The sequence below is a fragment of the Brevundimonas sp. TSRC1-1 genome, assembly GCF_049898245.1.
Classification (GTDB): domain Bacteria; phylum Pseudomonadota; class Alphaproteobacteria; order Caulobacterales; family Caulobacteraceae; genus Brevundimonas; species Brevundimonas mediterranea_A.
In genome coordinates this window covers 335,691-350,739 of sequence record NZ_JAFCXI010000002.1, presented here as the reverse complement: position 1 = coordinate 350,739, position 15,049 = coordinate 335,691, and the positions used below count along the sequence as shown (strand labels likewise).

12 protein-coding genes are annotated in these 15,049 nt (G+C 67.1%); 11 read left to right on the top strand and 1 reads right to left on the bottom strand.

From position 1 onward, the window contains the following. Positions 1-38 precede the first annotated feature (38 nt). From ACP7CK_RS07735 to ACP7CK_RS07685, 11 genes are all read left to right on the top strand, one after another. Positions 39-2,264 (top strand): TonB-dependent receptor, encoded by a 2,226-nt coding sequence (locus ACP7CK_RS07735; RefSeq protein WP_426025637.1) that lies wholly within the window; start codon positions 39-41, stop codon positions 2,262-2,264. 118 nt (positions 2,265-2,382) lie between these two features. Beyond that, entirely contained in the window at positions 2,383-3,903 is a 1,521-nt protein-coding gene (locus ACP7CK_RS07730) for a spinster family MFS transporter (RefSeq protein ID WP_426025636.1), read from the top strand. A 99-nt stretch (positions 3,904-4,002) separates the two neighbouring features. Further along, the gene (gene sucC / locus ACP7CK_RS07725; RefSeq protein WP_008263529.1) at positions 4,003-5,193 is read left to right on the top strand and encodes an ADP-forming succinate--CoA ligase subunit beta; all 1,191 of its coding nucleotides are present in this window, start codon (positions 4,003-4,005) and stop codon (positions 5,191-5,193) included. A gap of 33 nt (positions 5,194-5,226) precedes the next feature. Further along, entirely contained in the window at positions 5,227-6,138 is a 912-nt protein-coding gene (locus ACP7CK_RS07720) for a hypothetical protein (RefSeq protein ID WP_426025635.1), read from the top strand. Between the two features lie 53 nt (positions 6,139-6,191). Continuing rightward, positions 6,192-6,455: a ribbon-helix-helix protein, CopG family gene (locus ACP7CK_RS07715; RefSeq protein ID WP_035310073.1), complete on the top strand. Its 264-nt coding sequence runs from the start codon at positions 6,192-6,194 to the stop codon at positions 6,453-6,455. Further along, positions 6,439-6,864, top strand: coding sequence for a PIN domain-containing protein (locus ACP7CK_RS07710; RefSeq protein ID WP_008262108.1), 426 nt, complete (start codon positions 6,439-6,441; stop codon positions 6,862-6,864). The genes ACP7CK_RS07715 and ACP7CK_RS07710 overlap by 17 nt, the downstream gene beginning before the upstream one ends. Positions 6,865-6,882: 18 nt before the next feature. Further along, a complete protein-coding gene (gene sucD, locus ACP7CK_RS07705; RefSeq protein WP_008262761.1) occupies positions 6,883-7,785 on the top strand; it encodes a succinate--CoA ligase subunit alpha in 903 nt (300 codons plus the stop codon). A 390-nt stretch (positions 7,786-8,175) separates the two neighbouring features. Beyond that, complete coding sequence (locus tag ACP7CK_RS07700) at positions 8,176-11,190, top strand: 2-oxoglutarate dehydrogenase E1 component (RefSeq protein ID WP_426025634.1); 3,015 nt, start codon at positions 8,176-8,178, stop codon at positions 11,188-11,190. A 42-nt stretch (positions 11,191-11,232) separates the two neighbouring features. Further along, positions 11,233-12,747 carry a 2-oxoglutarate dehydrogenase complex dihydrolipoyllysine-residue succinyltransferase gene (gene odhB / locus ACP7CK_RS07695; protein WP_426025633.1) on the top strand — a complete coding sequence of 505 codons (1,515 nt, stop codon included), beginning with the start codon at positions 11,233-11,235 and terminating at the stop codon, positions 12,745-12,747. Positions 12,748-12,803: 56 nt separating this feature from the next. Beyond that, positions 12,804-13,439 carry a glutathione S-transferase family protein gene (locus ACP7CK_RS07690; protein ID WP_426025632.1) on the top strand — a complete coding sequence of 212 codons (636 nt, stop codon included), beginning with the start codon at positions 12,804-12,806 and terminating at the stop codon, positions 13,437-13,439. A 154-nt stretch (positions 13,440-13,593) separates the two neighbouring features. After that, positions 13,594-13,938 (top strand): hypothetical protein, encoded by a 345-nt coding sequence (locus ACP7CK_RS07685; RefSeq protein ID WP_197019800.1) that lies wholly within the window; start codon positions 13,594-13,596, stop codon positions 13,936-13,938. Here ACP7CK_RS07685 and prfA read toward each other — a convergent pair whose 3' ends face one another. Then, positions 13,939-15,006 (bottom strand): peptide chain release factor 1, encoded by a 1,068-nt coding sequence (gene prfA / locus ACP7CK_RS07680; RefSeq protein ID WP_008262463.1) that lies wholly within the window; start codon positions 15,004-15,006, stop codon positions 13,939-13,941. Between the last annotated feature and the right edge of the window lie 43 nt (positions 15,007-15,049).

Genomic DNA, 15,049 nt, shown 5'->3' with positions numbered 1-15,049 from the left:
GTCAACGGGCTGGAAACGACAACCAAAGGGGTAGGATCATGAGACATCATGTGAAGTGCGCGCTGCTGGCCGGCGCGGCTTGGGGCGTGCTGGCGGGGGCTTCCACGGCCCAGGACGCCGAGGCGGCGGCCCAGGCGGCCAATGCAGAACAGGCCAATATGGTCGAGGACATCGTCGTCACCGCCCGGCGGCGCGACGAACAGCTGAAGGACGTGCCGGTCGCGGTCTCGGCCCTCAGCGCCGAGCGTCTGGAACAGACCGGCGCGACCAATATCACGGCCCTGCAGCAGCAGACGCCGAACGCCACGGTGCAGATCGCCCGCGGCTCCAACTCGACCCTGATCAGCTTCATCCGGGGCGTGGGCCAGCAGGACCCGCTGTGGGGCTTCGAGCCCGGCGTCGGCCTCTATATCGACGACGTCTATGTGGCCCGGCCGCAGGGCGCCGTGCTGGACATCTTCGACATCTCGCGCATCGAGGTGCTGCGCGGGCCCCAGGGGACCCTGTACGGCCGCAACACCATCGGCGGGGCGATCAAATACGTCACCAAACGCCTGGGCGCCGATCCCAGCCTGACGGCGCGGGCCGAGGTCGGTTCGTATAACGAGCACAACTTCCTGCTGTCCGGCTCGGTCCCGGTCGGCGACACCTTTGCGATTGGCGGCGCGGTCGCCACCTATCAGCACGACGGCTACGGCGAGAACCTGAACACCGGCCAGGACCAGTACGACAAGGACGTCACCGCCTATCGCGCCAGCGCCGAATGGACGCCGAACGAGAACCTGTTCTTCCGACTGGCCTGGGACCGGGTCGAGGACGATTCCAGCCCCCGTCACGGCCACCGCGAAGTGAATTCGACCACCGGCGGCTATACGCCTCCGGCCAGCGAATATGACACCTACGCCGGCGTCACCGGCGAGCAGAAGGTGGTCACCGAGGGCGTGTCCCTGACCGGCGAATACCGGGTCAACGACATGCTGACCCTCAAGTCCATCACCGCCTATCGGTCGGGCGACACCTCGACCGTCATCGACTTCGACCAGACGCCCCTGCCGACCCTGGACGTGCCGGCCATCTATTCGGACGACCAGTTCACCCAGGAGTTCCAGGCCCTGTTCACCGGCGATCGCTGGTCGGGCGTGGCGGGCGTCTTCTATCTGGACGGCACCTCCTCGGGCGCCTTCGACACCATCGCGGGCAATCTGGGCCTGGCCATCGCGGCGGCGGGGTCGGTGGACACAAAGTCCTTCTCGGTGTTCGGCGACTTCAGCTACGATCTCTCTGACCGGCTGCACGTCTCGCTGGGCGGGCGCTACACCAAGGACGACAAGGACGCCTCGGTCCTGCGCCTCTTCTATCTGGGCGCCACGCCGACGCCCTACACCGGCGGAGCCGCCCGGCCGATCTTCGCCACACGCACCGACTACACCGCTTCGGACAGCTTCGAGAAGTTCACGCCGCGCGCCAGCATCTCGTATGACTTCACCGAGGAGGTCACCGGTTACGCCTCGGTCAGCCAGGGCTTCAAGTCGGGCGGCTGGGACATGCGGGGCGACGCCGCCCTGGTGCCGCAGACGGTCAATGGCTACCAGCCCGAGACGGTCACCACCTATGAGCTGGGCCTGAAGGGGTCGGCCTTCGACCGGCGGATGAACTTCGCCTCGGCGGTCTTCTATTCCGACTACAAGGACCAGCAGATCACGACCCAGCAGGTGGCCACGGCCCCGGCCGTCGGCATCGCCTCGGTGGTCGACAACGCCGGCGCCTCGACCATCTACGGCTTCGAACTGGAAGGGTCGGCCTTCCTGACCGACGACATCACCGCCAACTTCTCGCTGGGCTATCTGAAGAACGAGTTCGACGAGTTCATCACGCGGATCACGGGCACGCCGGTCGATATCTCCGACACCCGCGAGCCGCAGAACTCGCCGGAATGGTCGGCCTATTACGGCATGACCTGGCGGGGCGACATCCTGGGCGGGGAGATCCGGGTCACGCCGTCGCTGTCCTATCGCTCGGACTACCACCTGTTTGACACGCCGGACCCCATCCTCGACCAGGACGGCTATGTCCTGGCCGACGCCAGCGTGGTCTGGATCGCGCCAAGCAAACAGTGGGAGGTCGGCCTGTTCGGCCGCAATCTGACCGATGTCCGCTACAAGGTCGGGGGCTACAGCTTCCCGGGCGCGACCTACAACAACTCGATCAGCGCCTTCTACGGCCCGCCGACCACCTATTCGGCGCGCCTGACCTACCGGTTCTGATCGCCGAAGACGCCTGACGGAGGGCGGCGGTCTCCGGGCCGCCGCCCTTTGCTTTGCAGGGGGCGGACTTGCGGCTAGGCTCGCGCCCAACAAGAAAAATACGCCGAGGGAAACGCCGATGACGACCGACACGCTGACGGACGCGCAGGCGCCCGCGCCGCACCGACCGGGCTACCGCTTCTATGTGCTGGCGGTGCTGATCCTGATCTACATGCTGAACTTCCTGGACCGGCAGATCATCGGCATCCTGGCCGCGCCGCTGAAGGAAGAGTTCGGCATGTCCGACAGCCAGTTCGGCCTGTTGGGCGGCATCGCCTTCGCATCGGTCTATTCGACCCTGGCCATTCCCCTGGCCTGGATGGCTGATCGGTTCAGCCGGGTCTGGATCATGACCGGAGCCCTGGCGGTCTGGTCCGGCTTCACCGCCCTGTGCGGCATGACGGGGTCGTTCGGCCAGCTGTTCCTGTGCCGTATGGGCGTGGGCGTGGGCGAGGCGGGCGGGGTCGCCCCGGCCTATTCGCTGATCGCCGACTATTTCCCGCCCCATCAAAGGGCGCGGGCCCTCGCGGCCTTCGCCTTCGGGATTCCGCTGGGCATGGCGGCGGGCACCCTGGTCGGGGGGCTGCTGGCGGCGACCTACGGCTGGCGCACGGCCTTCATCGTCGTCGGCCTGCTGGGCCTGCTGGTCGCGCCCCTGTTACGGCTGACGGTCAAGGATCCCCAGCGCGGCGGAACCGATGCGGTCAAGACCGAGGCCCAGGTCGCGGCCCTGGCGGCCGCGCCGGTCGGCACCGACCGGGCGGGCCGGATCGCGGCCCAGGTCATGCTGGGCCTGGGCGCCGGGCTGCTGCTCCTGGCGGCGGCGAACTGGTTGCTGGGCGGGTCCCTGGGCAGTCCGCTGGTCCTGGCCTTCGGCGGCCTGCTGGCCGGGGTGATCGGGGTTTCCTTGATGGTGGCGCGACGCACCGCCTCGGTGGTGATCAAGAAGCCCAGCTTCTGGCTGCTGGGCCTGGGCGCGGCCTCGTCCTCGGTGTGCGGCTATGGCGTCGCGGGCTGGTTGCCGCTGTTCTTCATGCGCAGCTTCGACCTGACCCTGCGTCAGACCAGCTGGTATTACGCCGGCATCGCCCTGATCGGCGGTCTGCTGGGCATCTGGCTGGGCGGCATGATCGCCGACAAGCTGTCGAAAAAGGGCAAGGGCGCTTATCCCCTGACCCCGGCCATCGCCTTCCTGATCTCGGCGCCCTGTTTCATCCTGGCGATGAACTCGCCCTGGCTGATCGGCCTGGTCCTGCCGGGCGGCGGCAGCAACACCCAGCAACTGGTCCTGGCCTTCCTGATCTTCCTGTTGCCGACCGGCCTGAACCTGGCCTGGCTGGGGCCGATCACGGCGGCGGTCCAGCATCTGGTCCCGGCGGCCATGCGGTCCACAGCCTCGGCCCTGTTCCTGCTGCTGAACAATCTGCTGGGGATCGCGGTCGGCTTCTATTATTTCGGCTGGATGAGCGACCTGCTGGCGCCCCGGTTCGGGGATGAGAGCCTGAGGTGGGCCATCTACACCGGCATGGGCTTCTATGTGCTGGCGGCGGTCCTGCTGATCGGGGCCTCGCGGACGCTGAAGCGGGACTGGGTCGACTGAAGCTTAGACCAAAACCATGGTCGACCCCTGTTGCGCCTGCGAAGGGGCGGAGCCTATAAGCCCCGCAAACCCTTCCCAGCAAAGATTGCGGCGGTCGCCATGAACATCCACGAATATCAGGCCAAGCAGGTTCTCAAGGGCTTCGGCGCCCCGGTCGCCGAGGGCGTGCCCATCACCTCGGCCGATCAGGCCGAGGCCGCCGCCAAGCAACTGCCTGGCCCGCTCTATGTCGTGAAGTCGCAGATCCACGCCGGCGGCCGCGGCAAGGGCAAGTTCAAGGAACTGCCGGCCGACGCCAAGGGCGGCGTGCGCCTGGCCTTCTCGATCGAGGACGTGGTCAAGAACGCCAAGGAAATGCTGGGCAACACCCTGGTCACCGCCCAGACGGGCGAGGCCGGCAAGCAGGTCAACCGCCTCTATATCGAGGACGGCGCCGACATCGCCCGCGAACTGTACTGCTCGCTGCTGGTCGACCGTCAGTATGGCCGCGTTGCCTTCGTCGTCTCGACCGAGGGCGGCATGGACATCGAGGCCGTCGCCCATGACACGCCCGAGAAGATCCAGACCATCGTCATCGACCCCGCCACGGGCGTGACCGAGGCCGACGTCGCCGCCATCAACGCCGCCTACGGCCTGACGGGCGATGCGGCCGAAGACGGCAAGTCGCTGTTCCCGGCGCTGTACAAGGCCTTCGTCGAGAAGGACATGGCCATGCTGGAAGTGAACCCGCTGATCGTCATGGAGAACGGCCGCCTGCGCGTCCTGGACGCCAAGGTCAGCTTCGACGGCAACGCCCTGTTCCGCCACGAAGACATGCGCGCCCTGCGCGACGAGACCGAGGAAGACGCCAAGGAAATCGAAGCCTCCAAGTGGGACCTCGCCTATGTCTCGCTGGACGGCAACATCGGCTGCATGGTCAACGGCGCCGGCCTGGCCATGGCGACGATGGACATCATCAAGCTGTACGGCAAGGAGCCGGCCAACTTCTGCGACGTCGGCGGCGGCGCCGGCAAGGAGAAGGTCGCTGCGGCCTTCAAGATCATCACCGCCGACCCGAACGTCCAGGGCATCCTGGTCAACATCTTCGGCGGCATCATGAAGTGCGACGTCATCGCCGAGGGCGTCGTCGCCGCGGTGAAGGAAGTCGGTCTGAAGGTGCCGCTGGTCGTGCGTCTGGAAGGCACCAACGCCGAACTGGGCAAGAAGATCCTGAACGAGTCGGGCCTGACCATCCAGGCCGCCGACGATCTGGACGACGCCGCCCAGAAGATCGTCGCAGCGGTCGGCTAGGTCCGGCGGCTCGCCCCCAGGCGGACGTCGTCGATGGCCGTGTTCGAAGTCGTCGCCATGGCCCTGGCGCCGGAGCGGCATGTCGCGGCCTTCGTCGATCACTTCCGCCGCAAGGGGGCCGCGCGCGTTCGCGTCTATTTCGACAGCGCGGCCGCGCCGGCGCCGGACGCCGTGGGCCTGGCTGAAGGCGAGCTGATCGTCTGTGACGACGCCTTCTGGTCCGCCCTTGGCGGTCGGCCGGCGACGGTCGAGGATCGGCAAAGGGTCGTCTATGGCGCCGCCTATCGCGGCCTGGCCGCCGACTGGCTGCTGGTCGTCGATATAGACGAGCATTTCTTCGGCGCGGTCTCGCCGGCCGCCGTGCTGGAGGCGGTTCCGGCCGACTATGAGTCCGTCATCTTCGAGACCGTCGAGGCGGTCTGGCGATCCGGGGACGATCTCAATCTGGAATACGGGGCCAGTCTGGCCCGCAAGTCCTACAGCGGGCCGTTCTGGTCCGAGCTGAGCCACGGCCTCTATCCGGGCGCCGGCCAGTTCTTCGTCCGGGGGCTGCTGGGCCACCATATGGGCAAGCACGCCGTGCGGCGCGGCCTGGCCGACATCACCGTCTGTATCCACGAATCCAAGCGGGCGGGGGTTCCGTTGAAGGCCGCCCGCGCCCGCGACCCCGGCACGGGCGGTCGGGCCTGGCTGCTCCACTATGACGCCATCAGCCTGGACGGCTGGCGCGCCAAATGGGATCGACGGCTGGCTGTCGGCGATACGGCCGAGTGCGGCCGCCGCCGAAGACGGCAGCAGACAGACTACGCCGAGGCGCGGGCCGCGGGCCGGGAGGCCGCGCTGTTCGAGAGACTGTACGCCCTGACGCCGGTTCAGGCCTGGATTCTGCGGCGGCTGGGATTGTTGCTCGATATTCCGAGCCCCCGCTGGCCGACAAGGGACTGACTTGCCCCGTCTCGCTCCACGGCCTATGTGTTCCACATAACCCGTGTAGGCCGATGACCCGCAACCTGACCCTCGCCATCGACGACGACCTGCTCGACAAGGTGCGGGTTCTGGCCGCCATGAAGCGGACCAGCGTCAACGAGATGGTGCGCGGCTTTCTGACACGGCTGGTCGAGCAGGAGACCTCAAAGGACGAGGCGCGCGAGGCGCTGCTGAAACTGATCGACGAATCCGAAGGCCGCGGAGGCGAGGGTTGGCGTCCGCTCACACGGGAAGAAACCTACAGCGGAGACCCTCGGTTTGATCGCGAGTTCTGAGGTCTTTCTCGACACCAATATTCTGCTCTACGCCGCTCTTGGTCGGGACCATGCGGGGCATAGGTGGGAGCGTGCGCGCGAGATCGTGCTGACCGAGGACTATTGCACCTCGGGCCAGGTGCTCGCCGAATTCTACAACAACGCCACGCGCAAGGGCGCGCCGCCGCTTTCGTCGGACAAGGCCCGCGAATGGGTCCGCGTCGTCGCCATGAAGCCCTGCCAGCCGATCACGCCGGAGGTGGTGGTCGCGGGCGTCGACAACGCCCGCCGCTACCAACTGTCCTACTGGGACGGCGCCATCATCGCCGCCGCCGAGCGGCTGGGCGCCAAGGTGCTCTATTCCGAAGTTCTCACTCACGGTCAGACCTACGGGTCGGTCCGCGTCGAAAACCCCTTCCTCTCCGCCTAGCCAAAGAAGCGAGACCCCATGTCCATCCTCGTCAACAAAGACACCAAGATCATCGTCCAGGGCCTGACCGGCAAGACCGGCGGCTTCCACACCGAACAGGCCCTGGCCTATCACGGCACCAAGATGGTCGCCGGCGTGCACCCGACCAAGGGCGGCACGAACTGGACGGGTTCGCACGGCGAAACCCTGCCCATCTACGCCTCGGTCGCCGAAGCCAAGGACGCCACGGGCGCCGACGCCTCGGTGATCTATGTCCCGCCGTCGGGCGCCGCCGCCGCCATCATCGAGGCCATCGACGCCGAGATCCCCTTCATCACCTGCATCACCGAGGGCATTCCGGTGCTGGACATGGTCAACGTCAAGCGCCGCCTGGAAGGCTCCAAGTCGCGCCTGCTGGGTCCGAACTGCCCGGGCATCCTGACGCCGGACGAGTGCAAGATCGGCATCATGCCGGGCAATATCTTCAAGAAGGGCTCGGTCGGCATCGTGTCGCGTTCGGGCACCCTGACCTATGAGGCCGTGTTCCAGACCACCAACGAAGGCCTGGGCCAGACCACGGCCGTCGGCATCGGCGGCGACCCGGTCAAGGGCACCGAGTTCATCGACGTGCTGGAACTGTTCCTGGCCGACCCGGAAACCACCTCGATCATCATGATCGGCGAGATCGGCGGCGGCGCCGAAGAAGACGCCGCCCAATTCCTGATCGACGAAGCCAAGAAGGGCCGCAAGAAGCCGATGGCCGGCTTCATCGCGGGCCGCACGGCTCCGAAGGGCCGCACCATGGGCCACGCCGGCGCCGTCGTCTCGGGCGGCAAGGGCGATGCGGAATCCAAGATCGCGGCGATGGAAGCCGCCGGCATCCGCATGTCGGAATCGCCGGCCCGCCTGGGCAAGACCCTGGTGGAAGTGCTGAAGGGTTAAGGAGCCAAGGCGCACAGGCGCCTCTCCCTCCCCCTGCGGGGGAGGGGCGTCGCGTCAGCGACGGGGTGGGGGCGGCCAGGCTGGGCCGCACCTGTCTAGTTTTAGAGGTCTGTGGGGCTCGCCCTGCCCGCCCCACCCGGCTCCGCTTCGCTTCGCCCCCCTCCCCTGCGGGGGAGGGAAAGGTCGACGAGGCGTCGCGCATCAAAAATGCCGGTCTCGGCAGGATTGGACGCCCCCGGTTTCGGCCGGGGGCGTTTTTCTTTGCGCCTGCGACCAATTTCTCACCGAATTGCCCCGTTTCGGTCATGACCCATAAGGAAAGCACGCCTATATGACGGGCGCGCCCCTCACGGAGATGTGTCCGGCGGGGCCCAAGGGATAGCGAGAACAATGGCGGACGATGCGGGTCGGCTGAACCAGGTCTTTGCCGAGACCTCTTTCCTCTACGGGTCCAATGCGGCCTATATCGAGGAGCTGCACGAGAAGTGGGCCAATGATCCCGGCTCGGTCTCTGCGGAATGGAAAGCCTTCTTCGACCAGTTGCGCGACAACGCCGCCAGCGTGAAGGCCTCGGCCGAGGCCGGCGCCTGGGGGCGTGGAACCGCCACCGAGCCCAATGAGGCGAACGCCGTGTTCGACGGCCGCTGGCCGGCGCCCAAGCCCGATCCGAAGAAGCCCGGCGCCGCGCCGGCGCCTGCAGCGGCCAAGGCCGCGCCGGTCGAGGTTTCAGGCGACGCGATCCGCGCCGCCGCCCATGATTCCATTCGCGCCCTGATGCTGATCCGCAGCTATCGCGTGCGCGGCCACCTGCAGGCCAAGCTGGACCCGCTGGGCATCGAACAGCCGGTCGAAAACCCGGAACTGACGCCGGAATTCTATGGTTTCAGCGCCGCCGACATGGATCGTCCGATCTTCCTGGACGGGGTCCTGGGGCTTCAGACCGGCACGATCCGCCAGGTGCTGGACCTGTTGAAGCGCACCTACTGCGGCAATATCGGCATCCAGTACATGCATATAGCCGAGCCGGAGGAGAAGTCCTGGCTGCAGCAGCGGTTCGAAGGGCCGGACAAGTTCGAGCAGAACGCCTTCACCAAGGAAGGCAAGCTGGCCATCCTGAACAAGCTGATCGAGGCCGAGGGCTTCGAACGCTTCCTGCACAAGCGTTTCCCCGGCACCAAGCGGTTCGGCCTGGACGGCGGCGAGGCCATGGTCCCGGCGCTGGAGCAGGTGATCAAGCGCGGCGGCAATCTGGGCGTCGACGAGGTCGTGCTGGGCATGGCCCACCGCGGCCGCCTGAACGTGCTCGCCGCCGTCATGGGCAAGCCCTACAAGGTCATCTTCCACGAGTTCCAGGGCGGTTCGGCCGTGCCCAGCGACATCGAGGGCTCGGGCGACGTCAAATATCATATGGGCGCCAGTTCGAACCGCGAGTTCGACGGCAACCACGTCCACCTGTCGCTGACCGCCAACCCGTCGCACCTTGAAATCGTCAACCCGGTGGTGCTGGGCAAGGCGCGCGCCAAACAGGCGTTCGACATCCGCGAGGCCAACGCCGGCAAGCCCGAGGCTGAATGGGCGCTGGACCGTTCCAAGGTCGTGCCCCTGCTGATCCACGGCGACGCCGCCTTCGCCGGCCAGGGCGTGGTGGCCGAATGTTTCGCCCTGATGGGGCTGAAGGGCTACCGCACCGGCGGCACCCTGCATTTCGTCATCAACAACCAGATCGGCTTCACCACCAGCCCGCGGAACTCGCGCTCGTCGCCCTATCCGTCGGATGTGGCGCTGATGGTTCAGGCGCCGATCTTCCATGTGAACGGCGATGATCCCGAAGCGGTCGTCTTCGCCGCCAAGGTGGCCACCGAATACCGCCAGAAATTCCACAAGGACGCGGTGGTGGACATGTTCTGCTATCGCCGGTTCGGCCACAACGAAGGCGACGATCCGACCTTCACCCAGCCGCTGATGTATTCGAAGATCCGCGCCCAGCCCTCGACCCGCGAACTGTATTCGCAGCGTCTGGTCGCCGAGGGCGTGCTGACGCAGGCCGAGGTGGACGCCGAGATTGCGCGGTTCGACACCTTCCTTGACGACCAGTTCGAGGCCGGCAAGACCTGGTCCGCCGAGAAGGCCGACTGGCTGGACGGCCACTGGCAGGGCTTCCAGTCGCCCAAGGACGAACTGCGCGGCGAGACCGCGGTGCCCCTGGCCAAGCTGACCGACCTGGGCCACCGCCTGACGACCATCCCCAACAGCGTCGACATGCACAAGACGCTGAAACGGGTCATCGACGGCCGGCGCGAGGCCATCACCTCGGGCGAGGGCCTGGACTGGGCCACGGCCGAGAGCCTGGCCTTCGCCTCGCTGGTGGACGAAGGCTTCCCGGTGCGTCTGTCGGGCCAGGATTCGGTGCGCGGCACCTTCTCGCAGCGCCATTCGGGCATCATCGATCAGACGACCGAAGAGCGTTACATCCCGCTGAACAACCTCCGCGAAGGCCAGGCCAACTACGAGGTCATCGACTCGGCCCTGTCGGAAGAGGCGGTGCTGGGCTTCGAGTACGGCTATTCGCTGGCCGACCCCAACACCATGGTGATGTGGGAAGCCCAGTTCGGCGACTTCGTGAACGGCGCCCAGGTGGTGATCGACCAGTTCATCAGCTCGGGCGAACGCAAGTGGCTGCGGATGAGCGGCCTGACCATGCTGTTGCCGCATGGCTATGAGGGCCAGGGTCCGGAACACTCGTCGGCCCGTCTGGAGCGCTTCCTGCAACAGTGCGCCGAAGACAATATGCAGGTCGCCAACTGCACCACCCCGGCCAACTATTTCCACATCCTGCGTCGCCAGATGCACCGGCCGTTCCGCAAGCCGCTGATCCTGATGACGCCCAAGAGCCTGCTGCGTCACAAGAAGGCGGTCTCGTCGATGAAGGATCTGGCGGAGGGTTCGTCCTTCCACCGCGTCCTGCACGACGACGCCCAGACCCGCCCCGACGTCGCCGGGATCAAGATCAAGGCCGACAAGGCGATCCGCCGCGTCATCCTGTGTTCGGGCAAGGTCTATTACGACCTGCTGGACGCCCGCGAGAAGAAGGCCAAGGACGGCCAGGCGGTGGACGACGTCTATATCCTGCGCCTGGAGCAGTTCTATCCGTGGCCGATCCAGTCGCTGCGCAAGGAACTGGCCCGCTTCCCGAAGGCCGAAGTGGTCTGGTGCCAGGAAGAACCCAAGAACATGGGCGGCTGGACCTTCGTCGATCCGTGGCTGGAGCTGACGCTGGACAAGCTGGACGTCGCCTCCAAGCGCGCCCGCTACGTCGGCCGTCCCGGTTCCGCCTCGACGGCGGCCGGCCTGATGAGCCGCCACCTGAAGGAACTCGAGACCTTCACCAACGAAGCCTTCGCCTGATACACCTCACCGAATACTCCCAAAGAGACAGCTGGACCCGACATGGCCGACATCCTGACCCCCGCCCTCGGTGAATCCGTCACCGAGGCCACCATCGCGAAATGGACCAAGAAGGTCGGCGACGCGGTCAAGAAGGACGAACTGCTCGTCGAACTGGAGACCGACAAGGTCTCGCTGGAAGTGGTGGCCCCGGCCGACGGCGTCCTGGGCGCCATCAACGCCGCCGAGGGCGACACCGTCGTTCCCGGCACGGTCCTGGGTTCGGTGACCGAAGGCGGCGCGGCCGCCGCTGCGGCTCCGGCCCCGGCCAAGGCCGCCAAGGCCGAGGCCAAGGCGGCGCCCGCCGCCGCTGCGTCCAGCATCGACATCACCGTGCCGGTGATGGGCGAAAGCGTCGCCGAGGGCTCTATGGGCAAGTGGCTGAAGAAGAGCGGCGACGCCGTCAAGAAGGACGAACTGCTGGTCGAGATCGAGACCGACAAGGTCGCGGTCGAAGTGTCGGCCCCGGCGGACGGCGTGCTGACCATCGCCGCCGACGAGGGCGCGACCGTCACCCCCGGCCAGAAGATCGGTTCGATCTCGGGTTCGGGCGCAGCCGCTTCGGCTCCGGCCGCCGCTGCCCCGGCGCCCGCCGCCGCTCCGGCCAACACCGGCTCGGCCCAGGTCTCGGGCGGCAAGAACGACACCCTGTCGCCGGCCGTCCAGCGCGTCGTCGCCGAAAACAATCTGGACCCGAAAACCATCGCCGCCACCGGGCCCAAGGGCAATATCACCAAGGCTGACGCCATCGCCGCCATCGGTCAGGCCGCCCCGGCTCCGGCCGCCGCCGCCGCGCCTTCGGCCCCGCGCGCCGTCGGCCCGCGCGAAGAGCGGGTGAAGATGACGCGCCTGCGTCAGACCATCGCCCGTCGCCTGAAGGAATCGCAGAACACGGCCGCCCAGCTGACCACCTTCAACGAGGTGGACATGACCAATGTCATGGCCCTGCGCGCCCAGTACAAAGAGGTGTTCGAGAAGCGCCACGGCGTGAAGCTGGGCTTCATGTCCTTCTTCACCAAGGCCGTGGTTGCGGCCCTGCACGAGATTCCGGCCGTCAACGCCGAGATCGACGGCACGGACATCATCTACAAGAACCACTATGACATCGGCGTCGCCGTCGGCACCGAAAAGGGTCTGGTGGTTCCGGTGCTGCGCGACGCCGACACCCTGAGCCTGGCGGGCATCGAAAAGGGCATCGGCGCCCTGGGCAAGGCCGCCCGCGACGGCGCCCTGACCATGGACCAGCTGCAGGGCGGCACCTTCACCATCACCAACGGCGGCACCTATGGGTCGCTGATGTCGACGCCGATCCTGAACGCCCCGCAGTCGGGCATCCTGGGCATGCACAACATCGTCCAGCGCCCGATGGCCATCAACGGCGAGGTCAAGATCCGTCCGATGATGTACCTGGCCCTCAGCTATGATCACCGCATCGTCGACGGCAAGGAAGCCGTGACCTTCCTGGTCCGCATCAAGGAACTGCTGGAAGACCCGCAGCGGGCCCTGCTGGACCTGTAAGAGACGGAAAGGCGGCGAGGTTTTCGTCGCCTTTTTCTTTCCCGACGAGGCCGATCATGCTGACCCTCTATACCGCCCCCGGATCCTGCAGCCGGGCCAGCCATATCGCGCTGGAAGAGTCCGGCCTGGCGTTCGAAGTCCGCCTGGTCGATTTCGCCCAGGGGGACCAGCGCCGGCCCGAGTTTCTGGCGATCAACCCCAAGGGGCGGGTTCCGGCTCTGGTGACCGATCAGGGCGTCCTGACCGAAAGCCCGGCCATTCTGGCCTATATCGCCGCCCTCGCTCCGCAGGGTCTGCTGGCGCCGGTCGAGCCCTTCACCCTTGCGCGGATGCAGGCCTTCAACCTCTATCTGGCCTCGACTGTCCACGTCGCCCACGCCCATGGCCGCCGGGCCTCGCGCTGGAGCGACGACGCTGCGGCCCAGGCCTCGATGGCGGCCAAGGTGGCGCAGAACATGCGGGACTGTTTCACCCTGATCGAGGCGGATCTGGCCCGGAACGGAGACAGCGACTGGGTGATGGGCGACGCCTATTCCGTCGCAGACCCCTATCTGTTCACCTTCACCGGCTGGCTGGAAGGCGACGGCGTGGATGTGGCCGAGTTTCCGAATGTACGCGCCCATTACCACCGGATGGGCCGTCGTCCGGCGGTCGTCCGGGCGCTCCAGGCCGAGCAGACGCGCGCAGCCTGAGATATCATCGGTTGTGTCTCGTTTGCGCCGGTTGGACCTTTTCAGCCGACTAAGGGGTTTTCCGCACTTACGGCCCGGGCGGGAATGACGCCTTATTCCCGCCATGGAGTGGGCAGCGCGCGCGATAGGGGTGTTCTACGTCTTGGGCGGGCTGATGCTTCTGTATCAGGCCTGGCTCAACTGGCGTTTGCAGCGTGCATTGTCGGGGCTGATCCCGGTGTCCGTCACCGACCAGGTCGGGGACGGGGTGATTGCGCTGGGCGCCATGCTGGTCCTGGCCTCCGGCGCGGCCCTGGCGGCGCTCAGCGGCTGGGCGGTCGCGGCCTTCCTGGCCGGGTGGACGATCCAGGCCCTGTATCTGCTGTGGAATGATCGCGCCGTCCGCATCGCCGAGCCCACGGCCCTGAGCGGCCGTCGCCGGTCGGTCCACGCCTTCGCCGGCTATACAGCCGTCACGGCCCTGGTGCTGTGCCTGCCCATGCTGGGCGTGCTGGGCTGATCAGCCGAACTCGGCCTCGAGATCCGCCAGGCGTGCGGCCTGATCCTCGGCGATCAGGGCGTTCAGCATGGGGTCCAGGTCGCCTTCCAGGATCTGGGGCAGGCTGTGCAGGGTCAGGCCGATGCGGTGGTCGGTCACCCGGCCTTGGGGGAAGTTGTAGGTGCGAATCCGCTCGGACCGGTCGCCCGACCCGACCTGGGACTTGCGCGAGTCGGCGCGGGCCAGATCCTTGGCCTGGCGTTGCATGTCGTACAGGCGCACCCGCAGGTTCTTCATCGCCTTGTCGCGGTTCACGTGCTGCGACTTCTCGGAGCTGGTGGCCACGATCCCGGTCGGAAGGTGGGTGATCCGCACGGCCGAGTCGGTCTTGTTGACGTGCTGGCCGCCCGAGCCGGAGGCGCGGAAGGTGTCGATGCGGATGTCTTTTTCCAGGATTTCGATCTCGACGTCCTCGACCTCGGGCAGGACGGCGACGGTGGCGGCCGAGGTGTGGATACGGCCTCCGGCCTCGGTCGTCGGCACGCGCTGGACGCGGTGGACGCCGCTCTCGAACTTCAGTCGGCCGAACACCCCGTCGCCGGTGACGGTGGCGATGATCTCCTTGTAGCCGCCGGCGTCGCCCTCGGTCGCCGAATCCAGCTCGATCCGCCAGCCGCGCGTGGCGGCGTAGCGCGAATACATGCGGAACAGGTCGCCGGCGAACAGGGCCGCCTCGTCGCCGCCGGTGCCGGCGCGGACTTCCAGCACGGCCGAGGCGTTCTCGTCGGCGTCGCGCGGGGCCAGCAGCAGGGCGACGTCGCGCTCCATCTGCGGCAGGCGTTCGGTCAGGTCGCGCAGCTCGTCCTGGGCCATGGCGGCCATTTCGGGATCGGCGGCCATGACCTCCAGATCGGCCATCTCGGCGCGGAGTCGGGCCAGGCCCTGGACCGCGTCGGCGACGGGCTTCAGCTCGGCGTGCTCCTTGGACAGGCGGACGATCTCGACGCCGTCCGTCGCCGCACCCATGCGGGCCTCCACCTCGTGGAAACGGTCGAGCACCTGATCGAGACGGGCCTGGGGCAGACGCAAGGGGGCAATCCTGGAGAAAGGGAGGGCCGTCCTTAGCGCGCCG

Coding starts and splice junctions, on each gene's coding strand:
- ACP7CK_RS07700 (WP_426025634.1), top strand. CDS start 8,176: ATGGCGGACGATGCGGGTCGGCTGAACCAGGTCTTTGCCGAGACCTCT.
- sucC (WP_008263529.1), top strand. CDS start 4,003: ATGAACATCCACGAATATCAGGCCAAGCAGGTTCTCAAGGGCTTCGGC.
- ACP7CK_RS07690 (WP_426025632.1), top strand. CDS start 12,804: ATGCTGACCCTCTATACCGCCCCCGGATCCTGCAGCCGGGCCAGCCAT.
- ACP7CK_RS07735 (WP_426025637.1), top strand. CDS start 39: ATGAGACATCATGTGAAGTGCGCGCTGCTGGCCGGCGCGGCTTGGGGC.
- sucD (WP_008262761.1), top strand. CDS start 6,883: ATGTCCATCCTCGTCAACAAAGACACCAAGATCATCGTCCAGGGCCTG.
- ACP7CK_RS07685 (WP_197019800.1), top strand. CDS start 13,594: ATGCTTCTGTATCAGGCCTGGCTCAACTGGCGTTTGCAGCGTGCATTG.
- ACP7CK_RS07720 (WP_426025635.1), top strand. CDS start 5,227: ATGGCCGTGTTCGAAGTCGTCGCCATGGCCCTGGCGCCGGAGCGGCAT.
- odhB (WP_426025633.1), top strand. CDS start 11,233: ATGGCCGACATCCTGACCCCCGCCCTCGGTGAATCCGTCACCGAGGCC.
- ACP7CK_RS07715 (WP_035310073.1), top strand. CDS start 6,192: ATGACCCGCAACCTGACCCTCGCCATCGACGACGACCTGCTCGACAAG.
- ACP7CK_RS07730 (WP_426025636.1), top strand. CDS start 2,383: ATGACGACCGACACGCTGACGGACGCGCAGGCGCCCGCGCCGCACCGA.